29 protein-coding genes, 1 tRNA gene and 1 pseudogene are annotated in these 21,572 nt (G+C 49.7%); 22 read left to right on the forward strand and 9 right to left on the reverse strand.

The annotated features are described in order from the left end of the window. The first annotated feature begins 111 nt into the window (after window positions 1–111). Window positions 112–1,155: a sialidase family protein gene (locus ACLD4F_RS01255; protein ID WP_350409708.1), complete on the forward strand. Its 1,044-nt coding sequence runs from the start codon at window positions 112–114 to the stop codon at window positions 1,153–1,155. 82 nt (window positions 1,156–1,237) lie between these two features. Here ACLD4F_RS01255 and ACLD4F_RS01260 read toward each other — a convergent pair whose 3' ends face one another. Further along, window positions 1,238–1,768, reverse strand: a complete 531-nt coding sequence (locus ACLD4F_RS01260) for a cytochrome b (protein ID WP_000929974.1) — start codon at window positions 1,766–1,768, stop codon at window positions 1,238–1,240. Window positions 1,769–1,916: 148 nt separating this feature from the next. Next, complete coding sequence (locus tag ACLD4F_RS01265) at window positions 1,917–2,231, reverse strand: TRL-like family protein (protein WP_411010641.1); 315 nt, start codon at window positions 2,229–2,231, stop codon at window positions 1,917–1,919. 681 nt (window positions 2,232–2,912) lie between these two features. Here ACLD4F_RS01265 and ACLD4F_RS01270 point away from each other — a divergent pair. The 5 genes from ACLD4F_RS01270 to ACLD4F_RS01290 are packed head-to-tail and all read left to right on the forward strand — an operon-like array spanning window position 2,913 to window position 7,698. Continuing rightward, window positions 2,913–4,547: an ABC transporter substrate-binding protein gene (locus tag ACLD4F_RS01270; RefSeq protein ID WP_023233867.1), complete on the forward strand. Its 1,635-nt coding sequence runs from the start codon at window positions 2,913–2,915 to the stop codon at window positions 4,545–4,547. After that, on the forward strand, window positions 4,547–5,521 hold the full coding sequence (locus ACLD4F_RS01275) for an ABC transporter permease (protein ID WP_350367390.1): 975 nt from the start codon (window positions 4,547–4,549) through the stop codon (window positions 5,519–5,521). The genes ACLD4F_RS01270 and ACLD4F_RS01275 overlap by 1 nt, the downstream gene beginning before the upstream one ends. After that, window positions 5,511–6,323 (forward strand): ABC transporter permease, encoded by an 813-nt coding sequence (locus ACLD4F_RS01280; RefSeq protein WP_076726415.1) that lies wholly within the window; start codon window positions 5,511–5,513, stop codon window positions 6,321–6,323. The genes ACLD4F_RS01275 and ACLD4F_RS01280 overlap by 11 nt, the downstream gene beginning before the upstream one ends. Continuing rightward, window positions 6,317–7,114, forward strand: a complete 798-nt coding sequence (locus ACLD4F_RS01285; protein WP_411010642.1) for an ATP-binding cassette domain-containing protein — start codon at window positions 6,317–6,319, stop codon at window positions 7,112–7,114. Before ACLD4F_RS01280 ends, ACLD4F_RS01285 begins: the two co-directional genes overlap by 7 nt. Continuing rightward, window positions 7,108–7,698 carry an ATP-binding cassette domain-containing protein gene (locus ACLD4F_RS01290; RefSeq protein WP_079965398.1) on the forward strand — a complete coding sequence of 197 codons (591 nt, stop codon included), beginning with the start codon at window positions 7,108–7,110 and terminating at the stop codon, window positions 7,696–7,698. The genes ACLD4F_RS01285 and ACLD4F_RS01290 overlap by 7 nt, the downstream gene beginning before the upstream one ends. 81 nt (window positions 7,699–7,779) lie before the next feature. Here the strand turns inward: ACLD4F_RS01290 and ACLD4F_RS01295 are convergent, their stop codons facing one another. After that, window positions 7,780–8,913: a mechanosensitive ion channel family protein gene (locus ACLD4F_RS01295; RefSeq protein WP_080108329.1), complete on the reverse strand. Its 1,134-nt coding sequence runs from the start codon at window positions 8,911–8,913 to the stop codon at window positions 7,780–7,782. A 193-nt stretch (window positions 8,914–9,106) separates the two neighbouring features. Between ACLD4F_RS01295 and ACLD4F_RS01300 the strand changes: the two genes are divergently transcribed. The 6 genes from ACLD4F_RS01300 (at window position 9,107) to ACLD4F_RS01325 (ending at window position 12,829) form a co-directional block, all read left to right on the forward strand. Beyond that, window positions 9,107–9,433: a four-helix bundle copper-binding protein gene (locus tag ACLD4F_RS01300; protein WP_001183699.1), complete on the forward strand. Its 327-nt coding sequence runs from the start codon at window positions 9,107–9,109 to the stop codon at window positions 9,431–9,433. A gap of 8 nt (window positions 9,434–9,441) precedes the next feature. Then, a tRNA-Arg gene (locus ACLD4F_RS01305) sits at window positions 9,442–9,518 on the forward strand. Window positions 9,519–9,629: 111 nt separating this feature from the next. Then, window positions 9,630–10,277 (forward strand): metal-binding protein ZinT, encoded by a 648-nt coding sequence (gene zinT, locus ACLD4F_RS01310; RefSeq protein WP_001537483.1) that lies wholly within the window; start codon window positions 9,630–9,632, stop codon window positions 10,275–10,277. A gap of 108 nt (window positions 10,278–10,385) precedes the next feature. Beyond that, window positions 10,386–11,174, forward strand: a complete 789-nt coding sequence (gene aadA / locus ACLD4F_RS01315; protein WP_080081949.1) for a cryptic aminoglycoside nucleotidyltransferase ANT(3'')/ANT(9) — start codon at window positions 10,386–10,388, stop codon at window positions 11,172–11,174. A 144-nt stretch (window positions 11,175–11,318) separates the two neighbouring features. After that, window positions 11,319–11,912, forward strand: coding sequence for a helix-turn-helix domain-containing protein (locus tag ACLD4F_RS01320; protein ID WP_001534706.1), 594 nt, complete (start codon window positions 11,319–11,321; stop codon window positions 11,910–11,912). A gap of 68 nt (window positions 11,913–11,980) precedes the next feature. Then, on the forward strand, window positions 11,981–12,829 hold the full coding sequence (locus tag ACLD4F_RS01325) for a MerR family transcriptional regulator (RefSeq protein WP_000190263.1): 849 nt from the start codon (window positions 11,981–11,983) through the stop codon (window positions 12,827–12,829). A 254-nt stretch (window positions 12,830–13,083) separates the two neighbouring features. On the opposite strand, the gene ACLD4F_RS01330 is transcribed toward ACLD4F_RS01325, so the two are convergent. Together ACLD4F_RS01330 and ACLD4F_RS01335 are read right to left on the reverse strand one after the other, a co-directional pair. Further along, window positions 13,084–13,332 (reverse strand): biofilm/acid-resistance regulator YmgB/AriR, encoded by a 249-nt coding sequence (locus ACLD4F_RS01330; protein ID WP_000208086.1) that lies wholly within the window; start codon window positions 13,330–13,332, stop codon window positions 13,084–13,086. A 78-nt stretch (window positions 13,333–13,410) separates the two neighbouring features. Then, a pseudogene (locus tag ACLD4F_RS01335) lies at window positions 13,411–13,565 on the reverse strand (hypothetical protein). An 82-nt stretch (window positions 13,566–13,647) separates the two neighbouring features. Here ACLD4F_RS01335 and ACLD4F_RS01340 point away from each other — a divergent pair. The 6 genes from ACLD4F_RS01340 (at window position 13,648) to ACLD4F_RS01365 (ending at window position 17,181) form a co-directional block, all read left to right on the forward strand. Beyond that, complete coding sequence (locus ACLD4F_RS01340) at window positions 13,648–14,193, forward strand: chorismate mutase (protein WP_076726420.1); 546 nt, start codon at window positions 13,648–13,650, stop codon at window positions 14,191–14,193. A 196-nt stretch (window positions 14,194–14,389) separates the two neighbouring features. Then, the gene (gene leuE / locus ACLD4F_RS01345; protein WP_000457190.1) at window positions 14,390–15,028 is read left to right on the forward strand and encodes a leucine efflux protein LeuE; all 639 of its coding nucleotides are present in this window, start codon (window positions 14,390–14,392) and stop codon (window positions 15,026–15,028) included. 172 nt (window positions 15,029–15,200) lie between these two features. Then, window positions 15,201–15,563, forward strand: a complete 363-nt coding sequence (gene yeaR, locus ACLD4F_RS01350) for a DUF1971 domain-containing protein YeaR (RefSeq protein WP_001248993.1) — start codon at window positions 15,201–15,203, stop codon at window positions 15,561–15,563. Window positions 15,564–15,565: 2 nt separating this feature from the next. Then, window positions 15,566–15,748: a DUF1869 domain-containing protein gene (locus tag ACLD4F_RS01355; RefSeq protein WP_000513733.1), complete on the forward strand. Its 183-nt coding sequence runs from the start codon at window positions 15,566–15,568 to the stop codon at window positions 15,746–15,748. 229 nt (window positions 15,749–15,977) lie between these two features. Then, on the forward strand, window positions 15,978–16,619 hold the full coding sequence (locus ACLD4F_RS01360; RefSeq protein ID WP_411010715.1) for a hypothetical protein: 642 nt from the start codon (window positions 15,978–15,980) through the stop codon (window positions 16,617–16,619). A 313-nt stretch (window positions 16,620–16,932) separates the two neighbouring features. Further along, window positions 16,933–17,181 carry a GlsB/YeaQ/YmgE family stress response membrane protein gene (locus ACLD4F_RS01365; RefSeq protein ID WP_000512149.1) on the forward strand — a complete coding sequence of 83 codons (249 nt, stop codon included), beginning with the start codon at window positions 16,933–16,935 and terminating at the stop codon, window positions 17,179–17,181. A 138-nt stretch (window positions 17,182–17,319) separates the two neighbouring features. On the opposite strand, the gene ACLD4F_RS01370 is transcribed toward ACLD4F_RS01365, so the two are convergent. Beyond that, window positions 17,320–17,418, reverse strand: a complete 99-nt coding sequence (locus tag ACLD4F_RS01370; protein WP_001589065.1) for a YoaK family small membrane protein — start codon at window positions 17,416–17,418, stop codon at window positions 17,320–17,322. Between the two features lie 195 nt (window positions 17,419–17,613). Between ACLD4F_RS01370 and ACLD4F_RS01375 the strand changes: the two genes are divergently transcribed. Then, window positions 17,614–17,865 carry a DUF333 domain-containing protein gene (locus ACLD4F_RS01375; protein WP_076935147.1) on the forward strand — a complete coding sequence of 84 codons (252 nt, stop codon included), beginning with the start codon at window positions 17,614–17,616 and terminating at the stop codon, window positions 17,863–17,865. A 68-nt stretch (window positions 17,866–17,933) separates the two neighbouring features. Next, window positions 17,934–18,245, forward strand: coding sequence for a hypothetical protein (locus ACLD4F_RS01380; protein WP_000487126.1), 312 nt, complete (start codon window positions 17,934–17,936; stop codon window positions 18,243–18,245). On the opposite strand, the gene ACLD4F_RS01385 is transcribed toward ACLD4F_RS01380, so the two are convergent. Both ACLD4F_RS01385 and ACLD4F_RS01390 read right to left on the reverse strand, forming a co-directional pair. Then, on the reverse strand, window positions 18,231–18,578 hold the full coding sequence (locus ACLD4F_RS01385) for a DUF488 domain-containing protein (RefSeq protein WP_175268419.1): 348 nt from the start codon (window positions 18,576–18,578) through the stop codon (window positions 18,231–18,233). The two genes, ACLD4F_RS01380 and ACLD4F_RS01385, sit on opposite strands and share 15 nt — an antisense overlap. Before the next feature lie 120 nt (window positions 18,579–18,698). Beyond that, window positions 18,699–19,883: a CynX/NimT family MFS transporter gene (locus tag ACLD4F_RS01390; RefSeq protein WP_134944847.1), complete on the reverse strand. Its 1,185-nt coding sequence runs from the start codon at window positions 19,881–19,883 to the stop codon at window positions 18,699–18,701. Between the two features lie 100 nt (window positions 19,884–19,983). Here ACLD4F_RS01390 and ACLD4F_RS01395 point away from each other — a divergent pair, with 100 nt between their 5' ends. Continuing rightward, the gene (locus ACLD4F_RS01395) at window positions 19,984–20,778 is read left to right on the forward strand and encodes an AraC family transcriptional regulator (RefSeq protein WP_000579798.1); all 795 of its coding nucleotides are present in this window, start codon (window positions 19,984–19,986) and stop codon (window positions 20,776–20,778) included. Here ACLD4F_RS01395 and ACLD4F_RS01400 read toward each other — a convergent pair. Then, window positions 20,758–21,204, reverse strand: coding sequence for a DUF441 domain-containing protein (locus ACLD4F_RS01400; protein WP_000460698.1), 447 nt, complete (start codon window positions 21,202–21,204; stop codon window positions 20,758–20,760). The genes ACLD4F_RS01395 and ACLD4F_RS01400 overlap by 21 nt on opposite strands. 205 nt (window positions 21,205–21,409) lie before the next feature. On the opposite strand from ACLD4F_RS01400, the gene yoaI reads away from it, so the two are divergent. Further along, window positions 21,410–21,517, forward strand: coding sequence for a small membrane protein YoaI (gene yoaI / locus ACLD4F_RS01405; RefSeq protein ID WP_000272234.1), 108 nt, complete (start codon window positions 21,410–21,412; stop codon window positions 21,515–21,517). The last annotated feature ends 55 nt before the right edge of the window (window positions 21,518–21,572 follow it).

A 21,572-nucleotide genomic window follows, 5' to 3' on the forward strand; every position in this document is an offset into this window, starting at 1 on the left:
ATAAATTCGTATAGCAGTTCATCGTTTTCACCGCGTTGATGCTATTTCTGCTAACACTACTTTCATACATAAAAAAGCTGATGCTTTTTACCTTATTTAATAGAGGCAGGTATGAAATTAGCGCTCGTCAATCGGCAGGTCATTTTACCGGAAAGCAGAACCGAGTCCTTCCAGTGCCATGCCTCTACGCTTGTTCGCTTACCGTGCGGTACGCTCGTGGCCGCATGGTTCGCGGGGTTGCGCGAAGGAAGCGAAGATACAGCCATCTGGCTATCTCGCTATGAACATAATATCTGGACAACACCGCAGCGAGTGGCGGCACGCGAGGGGGAAGCGCACTGGAATCCGGTGTTATTTTACCCGTCGGATAAATTGTGGTTATTTTATAAAGTAGGCAGCGACGTACACGTGTGGAAAACCTGGTTTATCACCTCCAGCGATCGAGGATTTACCTGGAGTACGCCAGCTCCGTTGGTTAACGATGATATTTTGCCGCGCGGTCCCGTAAAAAATAAACTCCTGCTGGCATCAAATGGCGCCTGGATTGCGCCAGGGTCGATTGAAAGTCCTGAACGGTGGAGGGCATTTGTGGATCGATCCTCTGACGAAGGAAAACACTGGAATATCTCTTTTGTTCCGCTGGAGCCTGATAACGCTATTTCCGGGACAAACGTAGCGTTGTGGGATGGTGTAAAAAAGGGGATGTTGTGGGAATGTTGTCTGGAAAACCTCCTGCGCTGGGATGGCGTTATTCAGCCTACGCTGTGGGAGTCTTCTCCGGGGCATATCCATATGTTGTTACGAAGCACACGCGGGGCAATTTTTCGCAGTGATTCAATCGACTATGGCGCTACCTGGTCTGTTGCCCGCGCGACATCTTTACCGAATAATAATAGTGGTATCGATCTGGTTAGTATGCAGGACGGTACGCTGATTCTTGCGTTAAATCCGGTCAACGGCAACTGGGGAAAGCGCTATCCGCTTTCACTGATTGCTTCCCAGGATAATGGCGAATCATGGCTACCGCTACTGGACCTGGAAAGTGACCACGGTGAGTATTCTTATCCCGCTATTATTAGCGAGGGGAGCGTCGTACATATCACTTACACGTGGAACCGGAAAAATATCGTATATTGTCGATTACAAACGGTATAAGGCGCTATCAGTCGAAACCGATAGCGCTGGAATAATAATGCCTTGCCCGGCGTGCTCTCTCACGCCGGGATGGCCGAAATAGTCATGATTTACCGGGTAACATCCTTGAAAATGTATCGTCTTTTTGTATGTAATGGTGAAACAACGCCGCTGCTGCATGCATGGCAATCAGGAAATAGCCGATATTGGCCAGCATTTCATGAATACGCTTTATATCCGATTTTAGGGTGCTATCTGGCGTCAAAAATACCGGTACAGTAAAACCAAAAAAGCTCCAGCTTTTCCCGCCTGACGCCATCATCGCGACGCCCAGCAGCGGTAAGGCGAGAAAAGTGAGATAAAGCGCGATATGCATTAATTTAGCGGCTACGTGCTGCCAGTGAGGAGGGGGAGGCGTAATGACCGGATCCGGGTATTTGTGTTTAAGATATAACCGTAAAAACATCAGCGCCCAGACCAGAACGCCCATGTCATAGTGCATGTCTTTCATAAACAGGTAAACGCTGGAGCCTTTTGGCGCCCACCCCCGTAACTCAATAGCCGCATATGCGATGCCTGTCAGGAGCAGTGTTAACCAGTGAAGCGTTATTTGCAGTCTTGAGAAATGTGCCATTATTATTATCCTTTATTAACAACTGCTTGTAGGGTATGCGTAAAATCTTAACAGAACCTTAAAGCGGGGGCTGAGTCGCAAGGAACAGACAGAGATAGCGGCACGTAAAATGGGATAAAAAGCCGGCGGCATCGCCGGCTTACTGTTGTTATTGTCCTCTTACGACAACACAGGTTTTACCATAAAACGGATATGAGCCTGTAGTTTCATAATCAACACTCGACACTAAAGAAATATCGCCCGCTTTTTTCGCTGAATCAATAGATGCGTCGCCGGTATTTACAATACCCAATACCGTTTGCGCACACGCTTTACCGGTTTTGGTTGCCGAGAGACTCGTGGCAGTAATTGGCCCTTTAACATCCGTATATAAGCCAATCCCTGTCGGTGATGGTCCTGTAGCACACCCCGTTAAAAGAGAACCAATAAAGATAATTGAAAAAATGTGTTTTTTATTTGTCATGGGATTAGTCCATTATAAATTAATAGAAAACTTACCGTCCGAAAATGTCCGGACAGTCATTTAAAAAGTGGTGTATATTAAATATGCGATATTACTCTTTGCACCCTCCTGTTGATGTCGTACCTGATGGACAAATATCCGTTGAAGCCGGATATATTCCCCATGCCGTGTTTTTATAACTTGCGCATCCTGTCAGCAATGAGAACAGTACGGCTAAAAAAATCATCACGAGCCCTGGCGGCGTTAACATTTTTCGGTTGGACTCCATAGCATGTCATTTTATCGGGTTGCCATATGACTGGCGTTCTGCTGGTAAGTTTCATTAACGTCCGGTTCGTTTAATATTGGTTTAGGTTTAAAGCCAGGAGGCGTTAATTACGATACCTTCTTACGTTTCAGCACTGACTAATAACGTTGAGAAAATGAACAGCGTCGGATGGGAAGACGTAATACAGAATAGAAAGGAAATAAGAGAATAAGATGGCGTTAATTAACCCGGTATTCCTGGCGTCATTTCCCTTGCGTTTTATCCCCGTCAAAAGCGGCCTTTAGCCCACGTTGGCGCTCCCGACGTTTGTGCGTATGATGTTTTTAAAAGATCGTCATACTTTCTGTTCTGCGTCAATTTTTTCATTACAAATGCTCGCCATAATGCCGTCCTCAGGAGGTCTCCCGACGTTTATGCTGCGCCGGGAGAAACAAAAACAACGCATAATCTGGGACAAATTGATGATTAAAGGCAAACTGGCGCTCGTGACGTGCGCGCTGACTCTGGTATTCACTTCGTCGCTTTTCGCCGCGTCGGACACGGCAGACGGTCGTACCCTGAAGCTGGCCATTGGCCCTGAGCCAACGGAAGGCTTTGATCCTATGCTGGGCTGGAGCCACGGCAGCTACTTATTGCTTCATGCGCCGTTGCTTAAGCAAAACGCCGACATGAGTTGGGGTAATTTACTGACGGAAAAAGTGGATACCAGCCCCGACGGTAAAATCTGGACGCTAACCTTAAAGCCCGGGCTGAAATTCTCCGATGGCTCGCCATTAACTGCCGAAGATGTCGTTTTTACATACAATAAAGCGGCGAAGAGCGGCGGTAAAATTGACATGGGCAATTTTAGCCATGCGCGAGCGCTGGATGCGCGCCGAATTGAGATGACGCTGAGCCATCCGCAGAGCACCTTTGTGAATGTACTCGGGTCGTTAGGGATTGTTCCGGCCAGCCGTTATGATGAAAAAACGTTCGCCCGCGAACCGATAGGCGCCGGTCCATACCGACTGGTCAGCTTTCAGCCGGGTCAGCAACTGATCGTTGAAGCTAATCCCTGGTATGCGGGTAAAAAGAATGACTTTAACCGGCTGGTTTTTGTCTTTCTGGATGAAGATAATGCTTATGCCGCCGCGCGCAGCGGACAGTTAGGTCTGGTGCGCATTGCCCCTTCTATGGCGGTGACCCCGCAGCAGGATAATCTTAAACTCTGGGTACGCGATAGCGTTGAAAACCGGGGCATTGTCTTCCCGATGGTGCCTGCCGGTAAAAAGGATGCTAACGGTTATCCTGTCGGCAACGATGTGACTGCTGATGTCGCTATCAGACGCGCAATTAACTATGCCATTAATCGTAAACAACTGGCGGAACAGGTGATGGAAGGCCATGCGATACCCGCCTATAGCGCGGTGCAGGGATTGCCGTGGCAAAATCCTTCAGTGGTATTCAGCGATGGCGATATTGCAAAAGCGCGCGCCATCCTGGAAGAGGCTGGCTGGAAGATAAACAGTGCGGGCGTGCGTGAAAAAGCAGGTAAAGAAGCGCGTCTGACCTTATGGTATGCCAGTGGCGACAGCACCCGGCGGGATCTGGCCGAGGCGGTGCGCGCCATGTTGCAGCCTTTAGGCATTGTCGTCTCGTTGCAATCGGGAAGCTGGGAAACCGTAGAGCGCCATATGCACGCTAACCCTACGCTGTTTGGCTGGGGAAGTCTGGACCCGATGGAACTCTTCCATCACTACAGCGGGAAAGCCGCTGGTGTGGAATATTATAACCCGGGCTATTACAGCAACCCTGCGGTAGAAGCACATCTGAAACAGGCTATAGATGCGCCTGACTGGCAAAAGGCGATCCCTTTCTGGCAGCAGGTTGAGTGGGATGGGAAGCAGGGCGCGGGCGTCCAGGGCGATGCGGCATGGGCATGGCTGCTTAATATTCAGCATACCTATCTGGCCAACCCCTGTATTGATCTGGGAAAAGGCGCGCCAGAAATCCACGGTAGCTGGTCGGTGTTAAACAATCTTGATGACTGGACCTGGACCTGTCGGTGATGAAATTGTTCTTCAGTCATTTTTTGCGGCTGATTATTCTGTTGGTGCTGGTGGCTGCCGGCACCTTCATTTTGCTTAGCTTTTCGCCCGTTGATCCTATCCGTGCTTATATTGGCAACGATCTGCTCCATGTTCCGCCAGAACAATATGCGCGGATTGCGGCGCGCTGGGGGCTTGACCAGCCGCTGTGGGAGCGTTTCGGTCACTGGTTTTGGCGTCTGCTCCAGGGTGACATGGGGTATTCCATGCTGTTCAACATGCCTGTCGCCAGCGTGATCCGGGAACGTTTTGCGACGTCATTCGCGCTGCTGGCAGGCGCCTGGCTATTGTCTGGTGTGTTGGGCGTGACATTGGGTTTTCTGGCCGGACGTTTTCTCTACCGCTGGCCGGATAAGATGATTTGCCGTATCAGCTACTTATTGTCATCGTTGCCCACTTTCTGGATAGCAATGCTGTTGCTGGCGCTGTTTGCCGTCCGCTGGCCGGTATTACCTGTTTGTTGCGCCTGGGACCCCGGAAATAATGCAGGAACAGCTCTTTTATCGGAACGCTTACGCCATCTTGTATTGCCGGTATGTGCGTTAAGTCTGTTGGGCATGGGGCAAATTACGCTGCATACGCGAGAAAAAATAGCCAGCGTAATGAAGAGCGAATTTATTCGTTTTGCGCGCGCTCAGGGGGATAAAGGATGGTCGCTGTTACGTCACCAGGTGTTACGTCATGCGATTACCCCAGCACTCTGTTTACAGTTTGCTTCTCTGGGAGAACTGATGGGGGGAGCGTTACTGGCAGAAAAAGTCTTTGCGTATCCGGGGCTGGGACAGGCCACTATCGATGCCGGCCTGCGTGGCGATGTCCCGCTACTCATGGGGATCGTTTTATTCTGTACGCTATTAGTGTTTGCCGGAAATACGATTTCAGCCTGGCTTGTGGTGGTGCTTAATCGATCGCTGGAGCGTCCCGATGCTCTATAATCCTGCCCCGACGTTGTTTCGTCTGATCCTCTCCATTACCTGTCTGCTGTTTATTGCCGGATACGGTTATGCCACGTTGAGCCAGCCGCCAGAGGTTAATCTGCTTGCTCGGCATCTGTCGCCTGATATCCAGCACTGGTTTGGCACCGATAATCTGGGGCGCGATGTATGGCTTCGTTGCTTTCAGGGGGCCTTCACCAGTTTACAAATTGGCGTTGGCGCCGCGCTGTGCAGCGGCGTTATCGCGCTAGTGATGGCGGCAGTGGCGCGTATTCATCCCAGGCTGGACCTCCTGATGCGGCTGATAACCGATGCTATGCTTGCCATGCCGCATTTACTTTTGCTGATCCTTATCTGTTTTACGCTCGGCGGCGGTAAAAGCGGCGTCATTGCGGCCGTGGCGTTAACGCACTGGCCCCGTCTGGCGCTGATTCTGCGCGCCGACGCGGAGCGGGTAGCGCAGAGTGACTACCTGACATTGACCTATCGTCTGGGGCATGGACACCTTTACTGCTGGCGATATCACTATTTTCCGGCGCTATTGCCGCAATGGTTGACGGGAACGTTATTGATGTTTCCTCATGCGGTATTGCACAGCGCGGCGTTAAGTTTTCTGGGGTTTGGGCTGGCGCCGCATGAGCCTTCGCTGGGGCTGTTGCTGGCGGATGCATTACGGTTTATTAGCCATGGAAACTGGTGGCTGGTGCTGTTTCCCGGCCTAATGTTATTCACGCTGGTGATGCTCTTCGATCAGTTTGCGCACGCCATTCAGCGGCTGTGGTTAAGGAGTGACGTATGCTGAGTTTACAACAGGTTACGCTGGAAAGCGCGCGTTATCGCTGGTATGGCGCGAGACGCTGGTCGCCGTTATTACAGAATGTCTCTTTTGATATCGCGCCCGGCGAAATGGTGGCATTGGTTGGCAGCAGCGGGGAGGGAAAAAGTCTGCTGCTGCAATGCCTGCTCGATCTGCTGCCGGAAAACTTACGCTTTCGGGGGGAGATTACGCTTGATGGCAACCGGCTGGACAGACATACCATCAGGCAGCTTAGGGGCAATACGTTTAGCTACGTGCCGCAGGGGGTACAGGCGCTTAATCCCATGCTGAATATCAGAAAACATTTGAACAGAGCATGTCATCTGACCGGACGCGCCTGGGATGAGACGCAAATGGTACAGCTATTACAGCAAAGCGATCTTGAACCGACAGTCCTGGAACGCTTTCCCCGCCAGCTCTCCGGTGGGATGGCTAAACGAATTCTGGCGTGCCACGCCTCGCTTAGCCAGGCACGTTATATTCTCGCGGATGAGATCACCGCCTGGCTTGATACGGCACTGGCAAACCAGTTGCTTGAGCACTTGCGAGGTCTCTGCGAGCGGGGATGCGGCGTGCTGTGGGTGACTCATGACCTGCTGCTGGCGGCGCGGTATGCCGATCGCATTGTGGCGCTGCATCAGGGTTATATCACGGACAATATCCGCTGCGAGCAGTTACAGCCGGAAGAGATGAGTGAGCCGTTAAAACGGCAATGGCAGGCATTGCCTGAACTAAACCCGTTATTTATGCCGACCGGAGAGGGAATAGAATGTTGAGCTGCCGCGACCTCGTTATTCGTCAGGGCGGGAAAGTCTTATGGCAGAACCTGACGTTTACGATTTCTGCCGGTGAACGGGTAGGAATTCATGCGCCAAGCGGAACGGGGAAAACAACGTTGGGGCGCGTCCTGGCCGGATGGCAAAAGCCGACGGCGGGCGACGTTCTGCTGGACGGCAGCCCGTTCCCCCTGCATCAGTATTGTCCGGTACAGCTTGTTCCCCAGCATCCTGAACTGACGTTTAATCCCTGGCGAAGCGCCGGAGACGCTGTGCGTGATGCCTGGCAGCCTGATCCGGAAACGATGAGGCGTTTGCATGTGCAGCCCGAGTGGCTGACGCGTCGGCCAATGCAGCTCTCAGGCGGGGAGTTGGCGCGTATTGCGATACTGCGCGCGCTTGACCCACGAACGCGTTTTCTGATTGCCGACGAAATGACGGCGCAACTCGATCCGTCTATTCAAAAAGCGATATGGGGATACGTGCTTGAGGTGTGCCGCAGCCGTTCATTAGGGATGTTGGTGATTAGTCATCAGTCTGCGCTACTTGATCAAGTCTGTACCCGCCATTTACAGGTGGAATAGCCGCAAGTCGTTTCCCCGCATTGCCGTGTCGCCGTTAACGCACCGGGAACCCATGGGTTCCCGGTATTGTCGGCAGAGATTTTACTGCATGACGCGTTTATCTGCGTTTTTTGCTTCAGCGGTATTACTGTAGTCCCTGGTCTCTTCAACCTGTACAGGGGCTCTGACGACCAGACTAGGCAGCGCCAGTTCGATATCATTCTCAATGAGTTTTTCAATAATACGGATATTTATCTCTTGCTGAATATCCATGTATTTATTGTAATCCGCGGTATTGACGATATGCACCACCTCATAGGTCAGCCGATCCTGACCAAAGGCCAGTAGATGGGCGCGGTCGAATTGTGTTTCGCCGACATCGGTAATAATCTTTTTCACCATATCGCCGATGAGGCGTAACTTTTCCGGCGGTGTCGCAGTGGCGACGCCAAAAGTAAACACGATACGACGCGTTTGCATCCGCTTATAGTTGTGTATGGTTTGCTGCAACAACTGCGCGTTCGCACAAACGATCTGTTCGCCGCTGAGGCTACGGATGCGAGTGGTTTTCAAACCGATATGTTCAATCGTACCGGCTACATCATTAAAGACGACGAAATCGCCGATCTCGAAGGGCTTATCGAAACCAATCGACAGCGAAGCGAAGACATCGCTCAGAACGGTTTGTACCGCCAGGGCAATAGCAATACCGCCCACGCCGAGGCTGGCTACCAGTGCGGTAATATCCACGCCGACGTTCGCCAGGATGGAGAGCAACATCATAGACCAGACGAGCACGCGCAAAATCATACCAAGAATGACTAACGTCACCGGGTTTTTATTGGAGCCTGGGGCATACAGTAAATGACGCATCCATGACTGTACGCCCTGATCAAGCCAAATCGCCATTTGAATCGCAACCACTAAAAACCAGGCGTGAGAGAGGGTAGAGAATAACCGGTCGGGCAGGGCGACAAAGCGCAGGCTAAAGAGAAATGCGGCAAAAAAGATTAGCATCTTACTGGTCTTTTTCAGCATCTCGAAAACAATAGGCCGCAGCCGCCCATGAGCATCATTCTTTTTATCCGGGCGTTGTAGCGCTTTATAGACCACATTAAGTAGCCAGTTGATGAGCCAGTAAGTAATGAGGGTGACGAAAAAAACGACCGCCAGATTGATCCAGAACGTCGTTGACATCAGCATCGCAACGATATTTAGTCGTGCTAAATACTCCATTTTACCTCCGATGAAAAGCAGATGAACATTACAGTATAGACGTCACATCACGGAGGCCGATTTCCGGCTTTACTATTGCTGTTTTATTCAGCACTTTTGTTCAAAAAGTATGAAAAAGAGGGGTAGCCGTTTGGCTATCCCGGCGTTTCTGTGCAGACTTATCTACTCCTCTTAATAAAATAAGGAGTCATTTATGCAACAAGAACATCGTGAGTGTATTGAGCAGTGTTATGAATGCGCGGCGGCGTGTGATATCTGCGCCTCTTCTTGTCTGCGTGAAGATAACGTCGAAATGATGAAGCACTGCATCCAGTTAGATATGCAATGTGCGGCCATTTGTCGCCTGGCGGCGCAATTTATGGCATTGGAAAGCGAGTACTCACAAAAATTATGCCGCCTGTGCGCGGATATCTGCAAAGCCTGCGCCGAAGAGTGTGCAAGGCACGATCACGACCATTGCCAGAATTGCGCGCGGGCATGCAGCCAATGCGCAGACGCCTGCCTTAAAATGGCCGCGTAATTTTTCTTCCGCCATTAGCTCAACCGGATAGAGCATAGAGCTTCTACCTCTAAGGTTCGGGGTTCAATTCCTCGATGGCGGACCAGTTGATATCAAAAAAGGCCACCTGCGCGGTGGCCGCTGAGTTTCTGTTGAAATAAATGCAATGTTATAATATAACAATCATCTTTCTAAGAAAGATGAGGGTAACGTTTTGGTGATTCATTTAAAAAAACTGACAATGCTTCTGGGAATGCTGTTGGTAAATAGTCCTGCCTTCGCGCATGGTCATCATGCTCATGGCGCGCCGATGACGGAGGTTGAGCAAAAAGCGGCAGCGGGCGTGTTTGATGACGCTAATGTACGCGATCGCGCGCTCACCGACTGGGATGGTATGTGGCAATCCGTCTATCCTTATCTGGTCAGCGGCGAGCTGGACCCTGTCTTCAGGCAAAAGGCGAAGAAAGACCCGGAGAAAACGTTTGAGGATATTAAAGCGTATTATCGCAAAGGATACGCGACGAATGTTGAGACTATCGGCATTGAAAATGGCGTTATAGAATTCCATCGCGACAATAACGTTGCATCCTGTAAATACAATTATGCCGGCTATAAAATTCTGACTTACGCATCGGGTAAAAAAGGGGTGCGCTATCTGTTCGAATGTAAAGATGCGAATAGCAAAGCGCCTAAATATGTTCAGTTTAGCGATCATATCATTGCCCCGCGCAAATCGGCGCACTTCCATATCTTTATGGGAAATACCTCGCAACAGGCATTGTTGCAAGAGATGGAAAACTGGCCTACCTATTATCCTTATCAGTTAAAGGCGAATGAGGTCGTTGACGAAATGCTACATCATTAAGTCTGATTGCAATGTTAAAAGCTCGCTATGAATAGTGAGCTTTTTTTCTGCCGTTATGCCATATTTCTGGCAACCAATATAAAAAATACCTGCGCCCCCGGAGCGATGATGACGCTGTCCATACCGCCCTCGATTCAATGCCAAACGGAAGCGGCATGTCGCCTGATTACTCGTGTCACAGGCGATACGTTGCGTGCTATTCATTTATATGGTTCCGCTGTCGCGGGCGGTCTGAAGCCAAACAGCGACATTGATCTACTGGTGACAATATGCCAGCCGCTGACGGAGGCCCAACGCGCAACGCTGATGCAGGAATTGCTGGCGCTTTCATCGCCGCCGGGGGCGTCGGCAGAAAAACGCGCTCTGGAGGTCACTGTCGTGCTTTATTCGCAGCTGGTTCCCTGGTGTTTTCCACCTTCCAGGGAAATGCAATTTGGCGAGTGGCTAAGAGAGGACATTTGTCAGGGGATTTATGAACCAGCGCAGCAGGACTGGGACATTGTGTTACTGATAACCCAAATTCTGGAAACCAGTATACCGCTAAAGGGCGAACGCGCGGAACGGCTGTTCACGCCAGCCCCTGCGGCGCAGTTGCTGAAGGCCTTGCGTTACCCCCTCGACCTTTGGCAATCCACGGCAGATGTGCAGGGAGATGAGTATCATATCGTTTTAACCCTGGCGCGTATCTGGTATACCCTTTCTACCGGGAGATTTACCTCTAAGGATGCGGCGGCTGACTGGCTGTTACCTCAGTTGCCAGAAGATTATGCTGCCACGTTGCGTGCGGCGCAGCGTGAATATTTAGGTCTGGAGCAACAGGACTGGCATATTTTGCTGCCTGCGGTCGTACGCTTTGTGGATTTTGCGAAAGCGCACATCCCCACGCAGTTCACATAAGATGCCCCAGGACGTCTGTCAGGTTGCGCAAACGGCGTTCCTCAACTACTACTTAATAGGTTCTCATCGCTGAAGTAAGCAGATGATCTTATGCGGGCCATCGAATGGATATTCCCACATGGCTCTCGTTTTGTTGAGGTGGATATGACTGGTTCCGCATCATCTGTTTTAAAGACAGATACAAGACTATTGAGCGAAAACCTGTTTCTTAATTATGGTCTGGAGTCCTTATTTAAGGACGTCGCAATAATAGCTGGCAACGTAAATTATATTATTTTTGATATCGACGATTACTACACCGTACAGCAGTATATTACTTCCACATTTAAAACGGTACTCATTGGAATTGTTACCCATAATGAATATAACTTTATTGATGAACATCATGCTATATATCGAATAAAGGTCGATGCCTCTATTGCTGAGTGGCGTGAGTTACTGATTTTGGCCGCTGCTGGTCAATTTTTTCCCAGGTCAGAGAAAGTCAGATTAACGGCGAATGAAAGAAATGTTTTGGCGATGCTTGTTAAAGGAATGGATATCCGACAAATAAGCTGTGAGCTAAATGTACATTTAAAAACTATTTACTCAGTACGCTACCATGTTCTGACTAAATTAGGTTGTAGAACAGTTCTGGATTATCAAATACTGTCCGTCTCTAAAGCCTTTATGCACTGGCTTACAATAAATAATGTTGATAATGTAATTTCCCGTGTAAATAGTAAGGTCATTGCTTAATAATGATTTGCTTCTGATGGCGTTTAGGTTCACTATGCTTTCTTACATCATCATGAGGCCAGACAGGCATGGCTACTTTTAGTATTAGCGCAATGGCGGCGCAGTGTGGTGTCACAACAGCAAATATCAGGTCCTGGGAACGCTATGGCCTGCTTCAACCTACCAAAGATGAAGCTGGCAATCGTTTTTATTGCATAGAAGATGCTATCAGAATACAGCATATTATCGACGCGTTAAGCAAAGGCTTTTCATTAAAAGAGATTAAACCTGCCCTCTATGGTGAAGAAACGCATTGCCGCTCGGGATGGTTATTCTACCAGGAAGAGATTTTAGCGCAGTGTAGAAAATTCGAACCCGCCAAATTGCGAAAATTACTCTGGCGTTATGGTCGGGAAATTCCGCCGTGTATCGTAATTGAGTCAATACTGCGTCCTTTACGGCTGTGGTTGTCCGCAGGCGATGATGATGCACGCCGATTTGAAAAGGCATTACTGGATACTGCGATTATTGAGTACGCCACATTCCAGCTCAGTAGCGTACGAAAGGCGCCAGCAGGCACAATGCTTATTGCTGCGTTTTCGCTGAACGACCCCATTGAGCTATGGCTGGAAACGATTAAATATTGTAGTGAAGGTATGCGAGTTGAAGTCATCCCCTGGCAGGCGCCGATGCCCGATCTTTTATCAACGTCTTTCGAGCATATTGTTCTGTGGCATGATGAGACATTAACTCCCGCGCAGGAAAATCTTATTCAGGCTTTAAAAGAATCGGGTAAATTTAGTCTTCATGTGAAAAATGGTTCAGGTTTAACATTACTGCCAGCCGTATACCGGCAGCATGAGATGCCAGAAAGCATGCAGCATGTTGCACCGCAAATCCATGCAAACGGCTACGAAAAATCAGGCACCGCACGTTGAGGCATCTGCATTATTAACGAACAGGGGAGGAGTAACCCCCTCCCTTGTTTATACCCTTCATACTTCAAGTTGCTTATGTGTTGGCTACGGATTACTCGGCCCATCCATGGGCCTCGCCCTGACGGGCCGTCGCACGCGACGTTCAAATCTACTCCCGGCAGATTTGTCGTTCACCCCAGTCACATCGTTATCTATGCTCCTGGGGACTGGCTCCCTTGCCGCCTTTAAGCAACTCGAATTATTTTGGGTATATATTAGATGTCGTCAGGTGTCTGAAACAAAACGGCTTCTAAGGCATTACGGTAAATATCAAGCTGCACTACGTCTTTTTCTGTTTCCAGTTTTTCAATAAGTTTGGCGATGATATCCTTATTTGAGACATGCTGCTGCGATTGCAATAGTTCGTAAGTAATTTCCTGAATAGCTCGCTGTTCACATAACATATGTGCAGAAAAAGGATTGCCAGTACTATTTTGTTCGTTGACTAGTGTAATGGTAGTCATATTTCACCATATTCGATGTAAATTGAAGCCGATCTCCCTGAGCGGGGGAGAGAAATTAGTGACCTATTAAAATTAGACCTATATCATAAAACCGTAATAAAAAATCATAAAAACGTGATGTGCATCACATTTGTGTGATTTGTTGTATATTTTATACACTTTAAATGAAGGTGAAGATTCCGCAGAATCAACGGCCTGTTCTTTTTATCACTCCAGTTTAAACGAATAAGCATTAATACCAATCCGTAATAATTACTTAATGTTATCTTAATAAAGGTAAATTACTGTCAGGCCTCCGTAAAAGGAGGTTGATTAATGATTCGTCATATCGCCATTTTTCTTTGTTCTTTATTGATGTGCAGCACCACTTTTGCCGATTCGGTAACGTCGGTATCGCTTGGCGCGCTCTTAACCGCGCTCAATGAACGCATGTTATTAATGAAAGATGTGGCTGCTTATAAAATGAAGCACCATCTGCCGATAGAGGATTTCACGCGTGAACAAAATGTTTTTGCCGAGGCTGAAGAAGAAGCGAAAAATAACGGTCTGGACCCGCATTCGATAACCCCTTTTATTCGTTCGCTAATGGATGCCAGTAAAGCGATACAGTACCGCTATTTAGCGCAGTGGCGAACCGGCCCAGAACCCTCCTTTCCGATACAAACCTTGTCGGTCACCCGGCAACGTATTCGACAACTTGATAATCAAATGTTGATCATTATCAGCCAGCGCCTGATGGTCGGCGCTTTCAGCCACGAGGATATGGTGTGGCTGAGAGCGAAGTTTAATGCGCCGAATCTGAATGAGAGCGATATCAGTGATGTGTTGGCATCTCTGTCTTTGGTGCGACGCGCGCGTTAATTCCCCATGAGGAAACGTGGGCCAATACCTGGTGATTGCCTGCGGGGGGCGCGATACAAGAACGTTTTTGGGTGATGTGGATATAAGCGTGGCGGAATAGCGGCTGGAGAGACGTGGTTTCGCTTCCCATCTTCCGGTGCATTCGTTAGCATACTGTTTCGCAGCTAAGCGTAAATGTTTTCAGGAAGAGGTTAATGTGTTCGCGGAGTATGGTGTTCTGAATTATTGGACGTACCTGGTCGGGGCGATTTTTATCGTTCTGGTGCCGGGGCCGAATACGCTTTTTGTGCTTAAAAACAGCGTGGGACGCGGGGTTAAAGGAGGATATCTTGCCGCATGCGGCGTGTTTATCGGCGATGCGATATTAATGTTTCTGGCGTATGCGGGCGTGGCGACGCTGATCAAAACAACGCCGGTTCTGTTTAACATTGTTCGCTATCTCGGCGCGTTTTATCTGCTCTACCTTGGCGCAAAAATCCTTTACGCCACGCTGACCTCAAAAGGGCGTGCGGCGACGGAAACGGTAGTTCCTTTTGGCGCTATTTTTAAGCGTGCTTTAATTCTTAGCCTGACGAATCCTAAAGCCATACTTTTTTATGTTTCCTTTTTTGTGCAATTTATTGATGTTACTGCGCCGCATACTGGGGTGTCATTTTTTATTTTGGCTACCACCCTTGAAATCGTCAGTTTTTGCTATCTGAGCTTTTTAATTCTTTCTGGCGCTTTTGTAACCCACTATATTGGTACCAAAAAGAAACTGGCAAAAGTGGGCAATTCTTTGATTGGCCTTCTTTTCGTCGGATTTGCCGCCCGGCTGGCAACGCTCCAGTCTTAACCACCTGGACCCGTCGTCAACGGCGGGTCATTGCTCTCCTTTCGGTTTTATTGCGTGGAAAACAGCAAAATAGTAACCAATAAATGGTATTTAAAATGCTGTTTTTGGAGCGTAACCTTTTTACGACAGCGATGAGATTATCGCTGAGTAACCTGCGGGAAGAGGGAAGCAAATGCGGCAAATTCCACAAAATCATATCCATACACGTTCCACGCCCTTCTGGAACAAAGAGACGGCGCCTGCCGGAATTTTCGAACGCCACCTTGATAAGGGAACGCGACCCGGCGTTTATCCTCGCCTCTCGGTGATGCAGGGGGCGGTCAAATATCTCGGATACGCTGATGAACATTGCTCTGAGCCGGAAGAGATCATGGTGATCAATGCCGGCGAGTTTGGCGTGTTTCCTCCGGAAAAGTGGCACAATATTGAGGTCATGACGGATGATACCTATTTTAACATCGACTTTTTTGTCGCGCCGGAAGTACTGATGGAAGGGGCGACCTCACGAAAAGTCATTCATGCCGGGAGAGAATAATAATGGGAAAAGCTACTTATACCGTCACGGTCACGAATAATAGCAACGGCGTCTCTGTGGACTATGAAACGGAAGCACCGATGACGTTGCTGGTACCTGAAGTTGCAGCAGAAGTTGTGAAGGATTTGGTCAATACCGTGCGTTCCTACGATACCGAAAACGAACACGACGTTTGCGGTTGGTAAGGATCTTGTAGTATCTATTTGATATAAAGTGATTTTTTAAATCAGAAGCCGCATCGCGCGTCGCCAGCGTGATGCGGTTTTTGCGTATTGAAAAGCGCTGTTTATTTACATCAGACATGGGTTGAAAAGAAACATTAAGAAAACATTAAGAATATCGCATTGTTTGCTAATGAGAGCGTATTCATAAAACTTATGATTGGGTATTAAAAACCAGAAGAGTCTTATGATCATGAAACTCGATACCCGATTAACTTCGTCAGCACTTACTCTTGCGCTTGCCGCTGTGGTCATCCCGTTTACAGCGGACTGGCAATTGCCTTTGCTTAACGGCGTGGTGGTCCGATGGATTGAAAACGGACAAGCGTTATGGTTACTGTTTGGGACGCTATTTACCGCCTGGTATATACGGCCACTTTCCCGTCCCGAAGGGGCAAAGCAGTTTTGGCTATGGGCTGTTGTCTGGTGGCTGGTACTGCTGGGTAGAAGCACCAGTTGGGGGCGTGACTATTTCCCTGACGAGCCGCGTATATTGTTCAGAATGATTTCAGTGCTATTAATTGCTGCGTTAGTCTTGCCAGTCCTGTTTTCTGCCGGGCTACGTAAGGAGATTGTTCGTCGTCTGCGGGACGTTTCTCTGCCATTGTGGCTGTTTGCCGTGACGGCATGTTCATATCTGATTTCCGACACTGTCGAGCATCATCGGTGGTTGTCGCCGATATTCCTGCATAACGCGCGTTACACAGATTTGATTGAAGAGCTTTATGAAGTGCCATTTATGATCGGTTTGTTTATGGTGACCATGGGGTTTATGCAGCAGGACAAGCAAGATGAATGTACGGCGCTGGAGATGACCCTGTATCACGCAAAATAGCGCGGCTGAAAAAGACCATGAATTCGACATGGGATAGATAGCGGTTAGCAAAAAAAGCCCGCACTCGGTGAGGCGGGCAAATAATACTGGAAGCAATGTGAGCAATGTCGTACCGAACAGGTGGGTTATAAACTCAACTACTCGGTGTTGATAAAGATAATCGTTATCATTAATGATTGCAACCCTGATATTTATGCGCTTTTATCCACGACGCTAAAAGGTGATGGACATCACAAACTTCACTTTCCTGACGATGTGCTATTCTTTTTAACGGCAAATAAACCGCTAACGTTAAGACATAAGTGAGGAAAAAATGGGCATTCTTTCATGGATTATTTTTGGACTTATTGCGGGTATTTTGGCTAAGTGGATCATGCCAGGTAAAGATGGCGGCGGATTCTTTATGACGATCATTCTGGGGATCGTTGGTGCGGTAGTCGGAGGATGGATCAGTACGTTCTTTGGCTTTGGCAAAGTGGATGGTTTCAACTTCGGCAGCTTTGCAGTCGCGGTGATCGGCGCGATTGTCGTGCTGTTAATCTACAGAAAAATCAAAAGCTAAACGCAGAACTTTCAGAGATAATAAAGGCTACGACAGGTAGCCTTTATTATTCAAAATGAATTTACCACCAGCCCAGTTCGGTACCCGCCACCGCAATTAGCGCGATGCCCATCAACACCATCGTTGTTTTCCTCATGGTTATGCTCCCGGCGCGGCGTAACCGCCAATAAAAAACCATGCCAAAAATAATATTGCCGTAATAAAAATGACGACAGGGAAGAGGATACCCACTCTCATGCTATTACCTTCACTGTTCAGGGGGCGCCAGAATAGCAGGGTTTTCTCAGCGACAAAAGGTCGGTTACTTTGTGACAGGGCGTGGCTATTACTGACTTAACCCGGGATAAACACCCGCTAAAGCGCTGACAGAAAGTATGGAAATAGCGTACCCGCCAGGTTATCCTGGACAAAATATCGCTTTAAGGAGTCGTTATGAAATTTACGTGGATTGCGTTGCCAGGCGTATTGCTGCTGAGCGCTTGTTCATCGTCGCAACCCAACGCCCCCAGGTCGCCGCGCATTGGGATGCCTAATCCGGCAGCCGTCTACTGTGAGCAACAGGGCGGTACGCTGATGCCGGTGCAGACCCCACAAGGCGTGCGTTCCGATTGCAAATTGCCCAATGGCGAAATCATTGATGAGTGGACATTATGGCGCAGAGAGCACCCTGATACGAAAAAGTGACAACCTGCGGTCCGACGGGATATGATTAAGAACAATCTGATAATGAGTTTCATGCGGCGCAAGAAAATATGTTTCAGTTAAAGCCGGGCGCGTTGGCAATAGTTATTGGCGCTAAAACACCCGCCGGACGGCAGAATATTGGTAAATCGGTTGAGCTATTTTGCCTGTGCCAACCCGGAGATGAATTCATTAATCCAGTAAATGGACACGTCACCTTACTGCCGAAAGAAGCGCCTCGGGCGCTGTGGCTGGTTACGGGCGACGTAGCCTCCGCCGATGGTCAGCACGGTTTTGCCTGGGTGCGGGCAGAACATTTGATGCCGTTGTCCCCGGACAGACAACCAGGCCAGGCGGCGGCACGACAATCACAGCTCTCTTAGCCACTCTGCCAGCACAATGGCATGGTTCTGGCGAGTATCTTTAGCGGCGTATAGCAACGTTAGCGGTTGGTGTCGGGCAATATCCGCCAGCCGTTTGCCTTCTTGATGCTGTTGCGCAAGTTCTGCCCGGTATTGCTGCGCGAAGTGGTTAAAATCAATCAGTTCGCTATGAAAGGCTTTGCGCAATTCGGTTGAGGGCGTAATGCCCTTATTCCATTCATCATAGACCAGCGCCGATTTTTTAATGCCGCGCGGCCATAGCCTGTCAACCAATACCCGATAACCATCGTCTTTTTCCGCCGGGAAATAGACGCGCTTACACTGGATTCGCATTTTTCCCTCCTGTGATGGTGTCGCTTACGGTACTTTTGTCGGATAGCGGTAATGATTTTAATGGATCAGGCCTGATAAACGAAGCGCCATCAGGCATTCAGAAGTGGGTATCAGGTTTATTTATGACGCTATCTCTCGATCGCGTCCGGCGTAGAGGCCAAAAATCGCCATGATGATAGCCAGAACCGTCACGCCTGATAGCGGCAGATACCAGCTACCGCTGGCATCATGAAGTTTTCCCATGACGGGGGGCCCACATGCCGCCAGTAAATACCCGACCGACTGCGCCATGCCGGAAAGCGCCGCCGCCTGATGCGCCGAACTGGCGCGCAGGCCGATAAACGTCAGGCCGAGGATCATCGTCGCGCCTGAACCGAAGCCGAACAGTAGCGTCCAGATGACCGCCTGGCCCGGCACAAACCAAAGTCCCGCCGCGCCCACCGCGCACAATAGTGAGACCAGCGCGGCAATCCAGCGTTGATCGTTAAAGCGAGGCAAAATAAGCGGAATGGCTAACCCAGGCGCCGCGGTCGCCAGTTGCAGCAGGCCATGTAGCGATCCTGCCTGTGCTTCGCTGTAACCGTGGCTGATAAGTATTGTTGGTAACCAGCCGATGATCACATAATAAATCAGTGAGTTAAGTCCCAAAAACAACGTAACTTGCCAGGCTAATGGCGAACGCCAGATACCGCGTTCATGTAATGCCCGGGAGCTACTCAGGTTAGCTGAGCGGGTAGTGCGCCATTGCGGCAACCAGATAAGAAACGCCAACAGCGGAAACAGCATTAGCATTAACAGCGCGCCGCGCCAGCCAAAACCGTGCAACGCCAGCGGAACCACTAGCGCGGACCCCAACGCGGCGGCGGCGCCCATCGTCAATGAATACGCGCCCGTCAGCCTGGCGACATGTTGTGAAAAATCGCGCTTAATCAATCCTGGTAGCAGCACATTACCCAGCGCTATCCCGCACCCAATAATGGCAGTTCCGGCAAACAACAATGCAGCGGAGGGCAGGGAGCGGAGGGCAATACCCGCGCAAATCAGCAGCATTGCGGCAAACAGACTGCGTTCCATCCCAAACCGGCGGGCAATACCGGCCGCCAGCGGCGAAACCAGCGCAAACGCCAGAAGCGGCAAGGTTGTTAGCAGGCCCGTCTGGGCGGTGGAAAGACCGTAATCCGAACGGATTGTCTCCAGCAACGGCGCAGCGCCGGTAAATGTTACACGCAGCGTAGTGGCTATCATCAAAATACCGGCAATCAGTAAAGCGCCGTGTTTGCCGCGTGGTGAAAGGGCTGTCGTCATCGTTTTCTCATCTCGTCAGGCGAGGCGATACCTTAACAGTTTTTACTGTTTGGATGAATCAAGCTAAAATGACAATTTATCGCTAAAATCGGACAATATAATGATTGGCCTGAGACTGGACGGTTACGATCCCGACCTTCACCACGATGCCGCTGTGGCCTTTTGTATTCGCGCCAGGGATGATGAACTGTTTAGCCCTCGCCATCAGCATCGCAAGGGACAGTTGATTCTCGCTCTGCACGGCGCGATTACCTGCGAGGTGGAAAATGCGATGTGGATGGTTCCGCCCCAGTATGCCGTCTGGCTCCCCGGCTCGCTGCCGCACAGTAATCATGTGACCGCAGGGGCGGAACTGTGCTTTTTATTTATTGAACCTGCAGCGGTCGTCATGCCGGAGCGTTGCTGCACGCTGAAAATTTCGCCGTTATGCCGGGAGTTGATTTTGTCGCTGGCGCGCAGAACCGATTCCGAAAGAGCGCAAATGCCAACGCAGCGCCTTATTCAGGTGTTGTTTGATGAACTGCCGCAGCAGCCGCAGGAACAATTGCAATTACCGGTATCGGGGCATCCGAAAATTCGCCAAATGGTGGAGACAATGGCGCAGGAGCCCGCGCGATGGAATACGTTAGGGCAGTGGGCCAGCGTATTCGCGATGAGCGAGCGTAACCTTGCCCGGCTGGTCGTCAAAGAGACGGGACTAAGCTTTCGTCGCTGGCGTCATCAGTTGCAATTAATCCTGGCGCTACAAGCGCTGATCGCGGGACGTAATGTACAGCAGACGGCGCAAATGCTGGGTTATGATTCCACCACGGCATTCATTACCATGTTTAAAAAAGGCCTGGGGCAGACGCCAGGCCAGTATCTGACGGGCGAGTTACTGCTTCCCCACAATTAAAGAGACCAGCCCCGCCGCAATCAGTGGGCCGACCGGCACGCCGCGAAACAGCGCGACGCCAAGTACCGTACCGACCAGCAGCCCGGCGACGAGCTGCGGTTGGTTTCCCATCAGCGTAATGCCGCGACCGCCCAGCCAGGAGACGAAAACGCCGACGGCAATCGCGACCAGCGATTTCCAGTTCACAAAAGAGTGGATCAATGTGGAGGGCGGTAGGGTTCCGCTGGCGATGGGGGCCATCACGCCGATGGTCAGAATGATAATCCCGACGGTGAGTCCCTGTTTTTCAATCCAGGGAAAAAAGGTATTCAACGGGGTTACGCGGACAATAATCAGCACCAGAATTGAGACGGCGACAGTGGTGTTGTGGCTGATAAATCCCAGAGCTGCCAGTCCGAGCAGGATCAGCAGAGTGACATCAAACATTATGGTTTCCTTGCCAAAAAGTAAGCCTGACTACTTTACGCCCAAACGGCAAAGCGCACAGGCCTTTTTAACGATTGATGCGAATTTCAGGCAACTGCCTGAAAGACAATCTCTACGTGAAAAACGGCGTTGTCATTAAATTGCCATCAACGCCGCGTATTGCTAACAGGTGAACCGTCATTGTTGTCTTCCTGAGGATACAATTATGTACGATCCACCGTTTCTTGAAGCGCTGATGATTACGGCGTCGTTTTTCGCCATTTTTATCATTATCGTTGTGTCTATATTGCTCCTTGAAGAGGGAGGGGACTAAGAGCCTATCCCATTAGGGCTATTTTACTTGCCATTTTGGACCTGGGCAGTGCTCG

Origin of the sequence: Salmonella sp. 741265050_HSA (genome assembly GCF_046569445.1) — a bacterium.
Classification (GTDB): domain Bacteria; phylum Pseudomonadota; class Gammaproteobacteria; order Enterobacterales; family Enterobacteriaceae; genus Salmonella; species Salmonella enterica.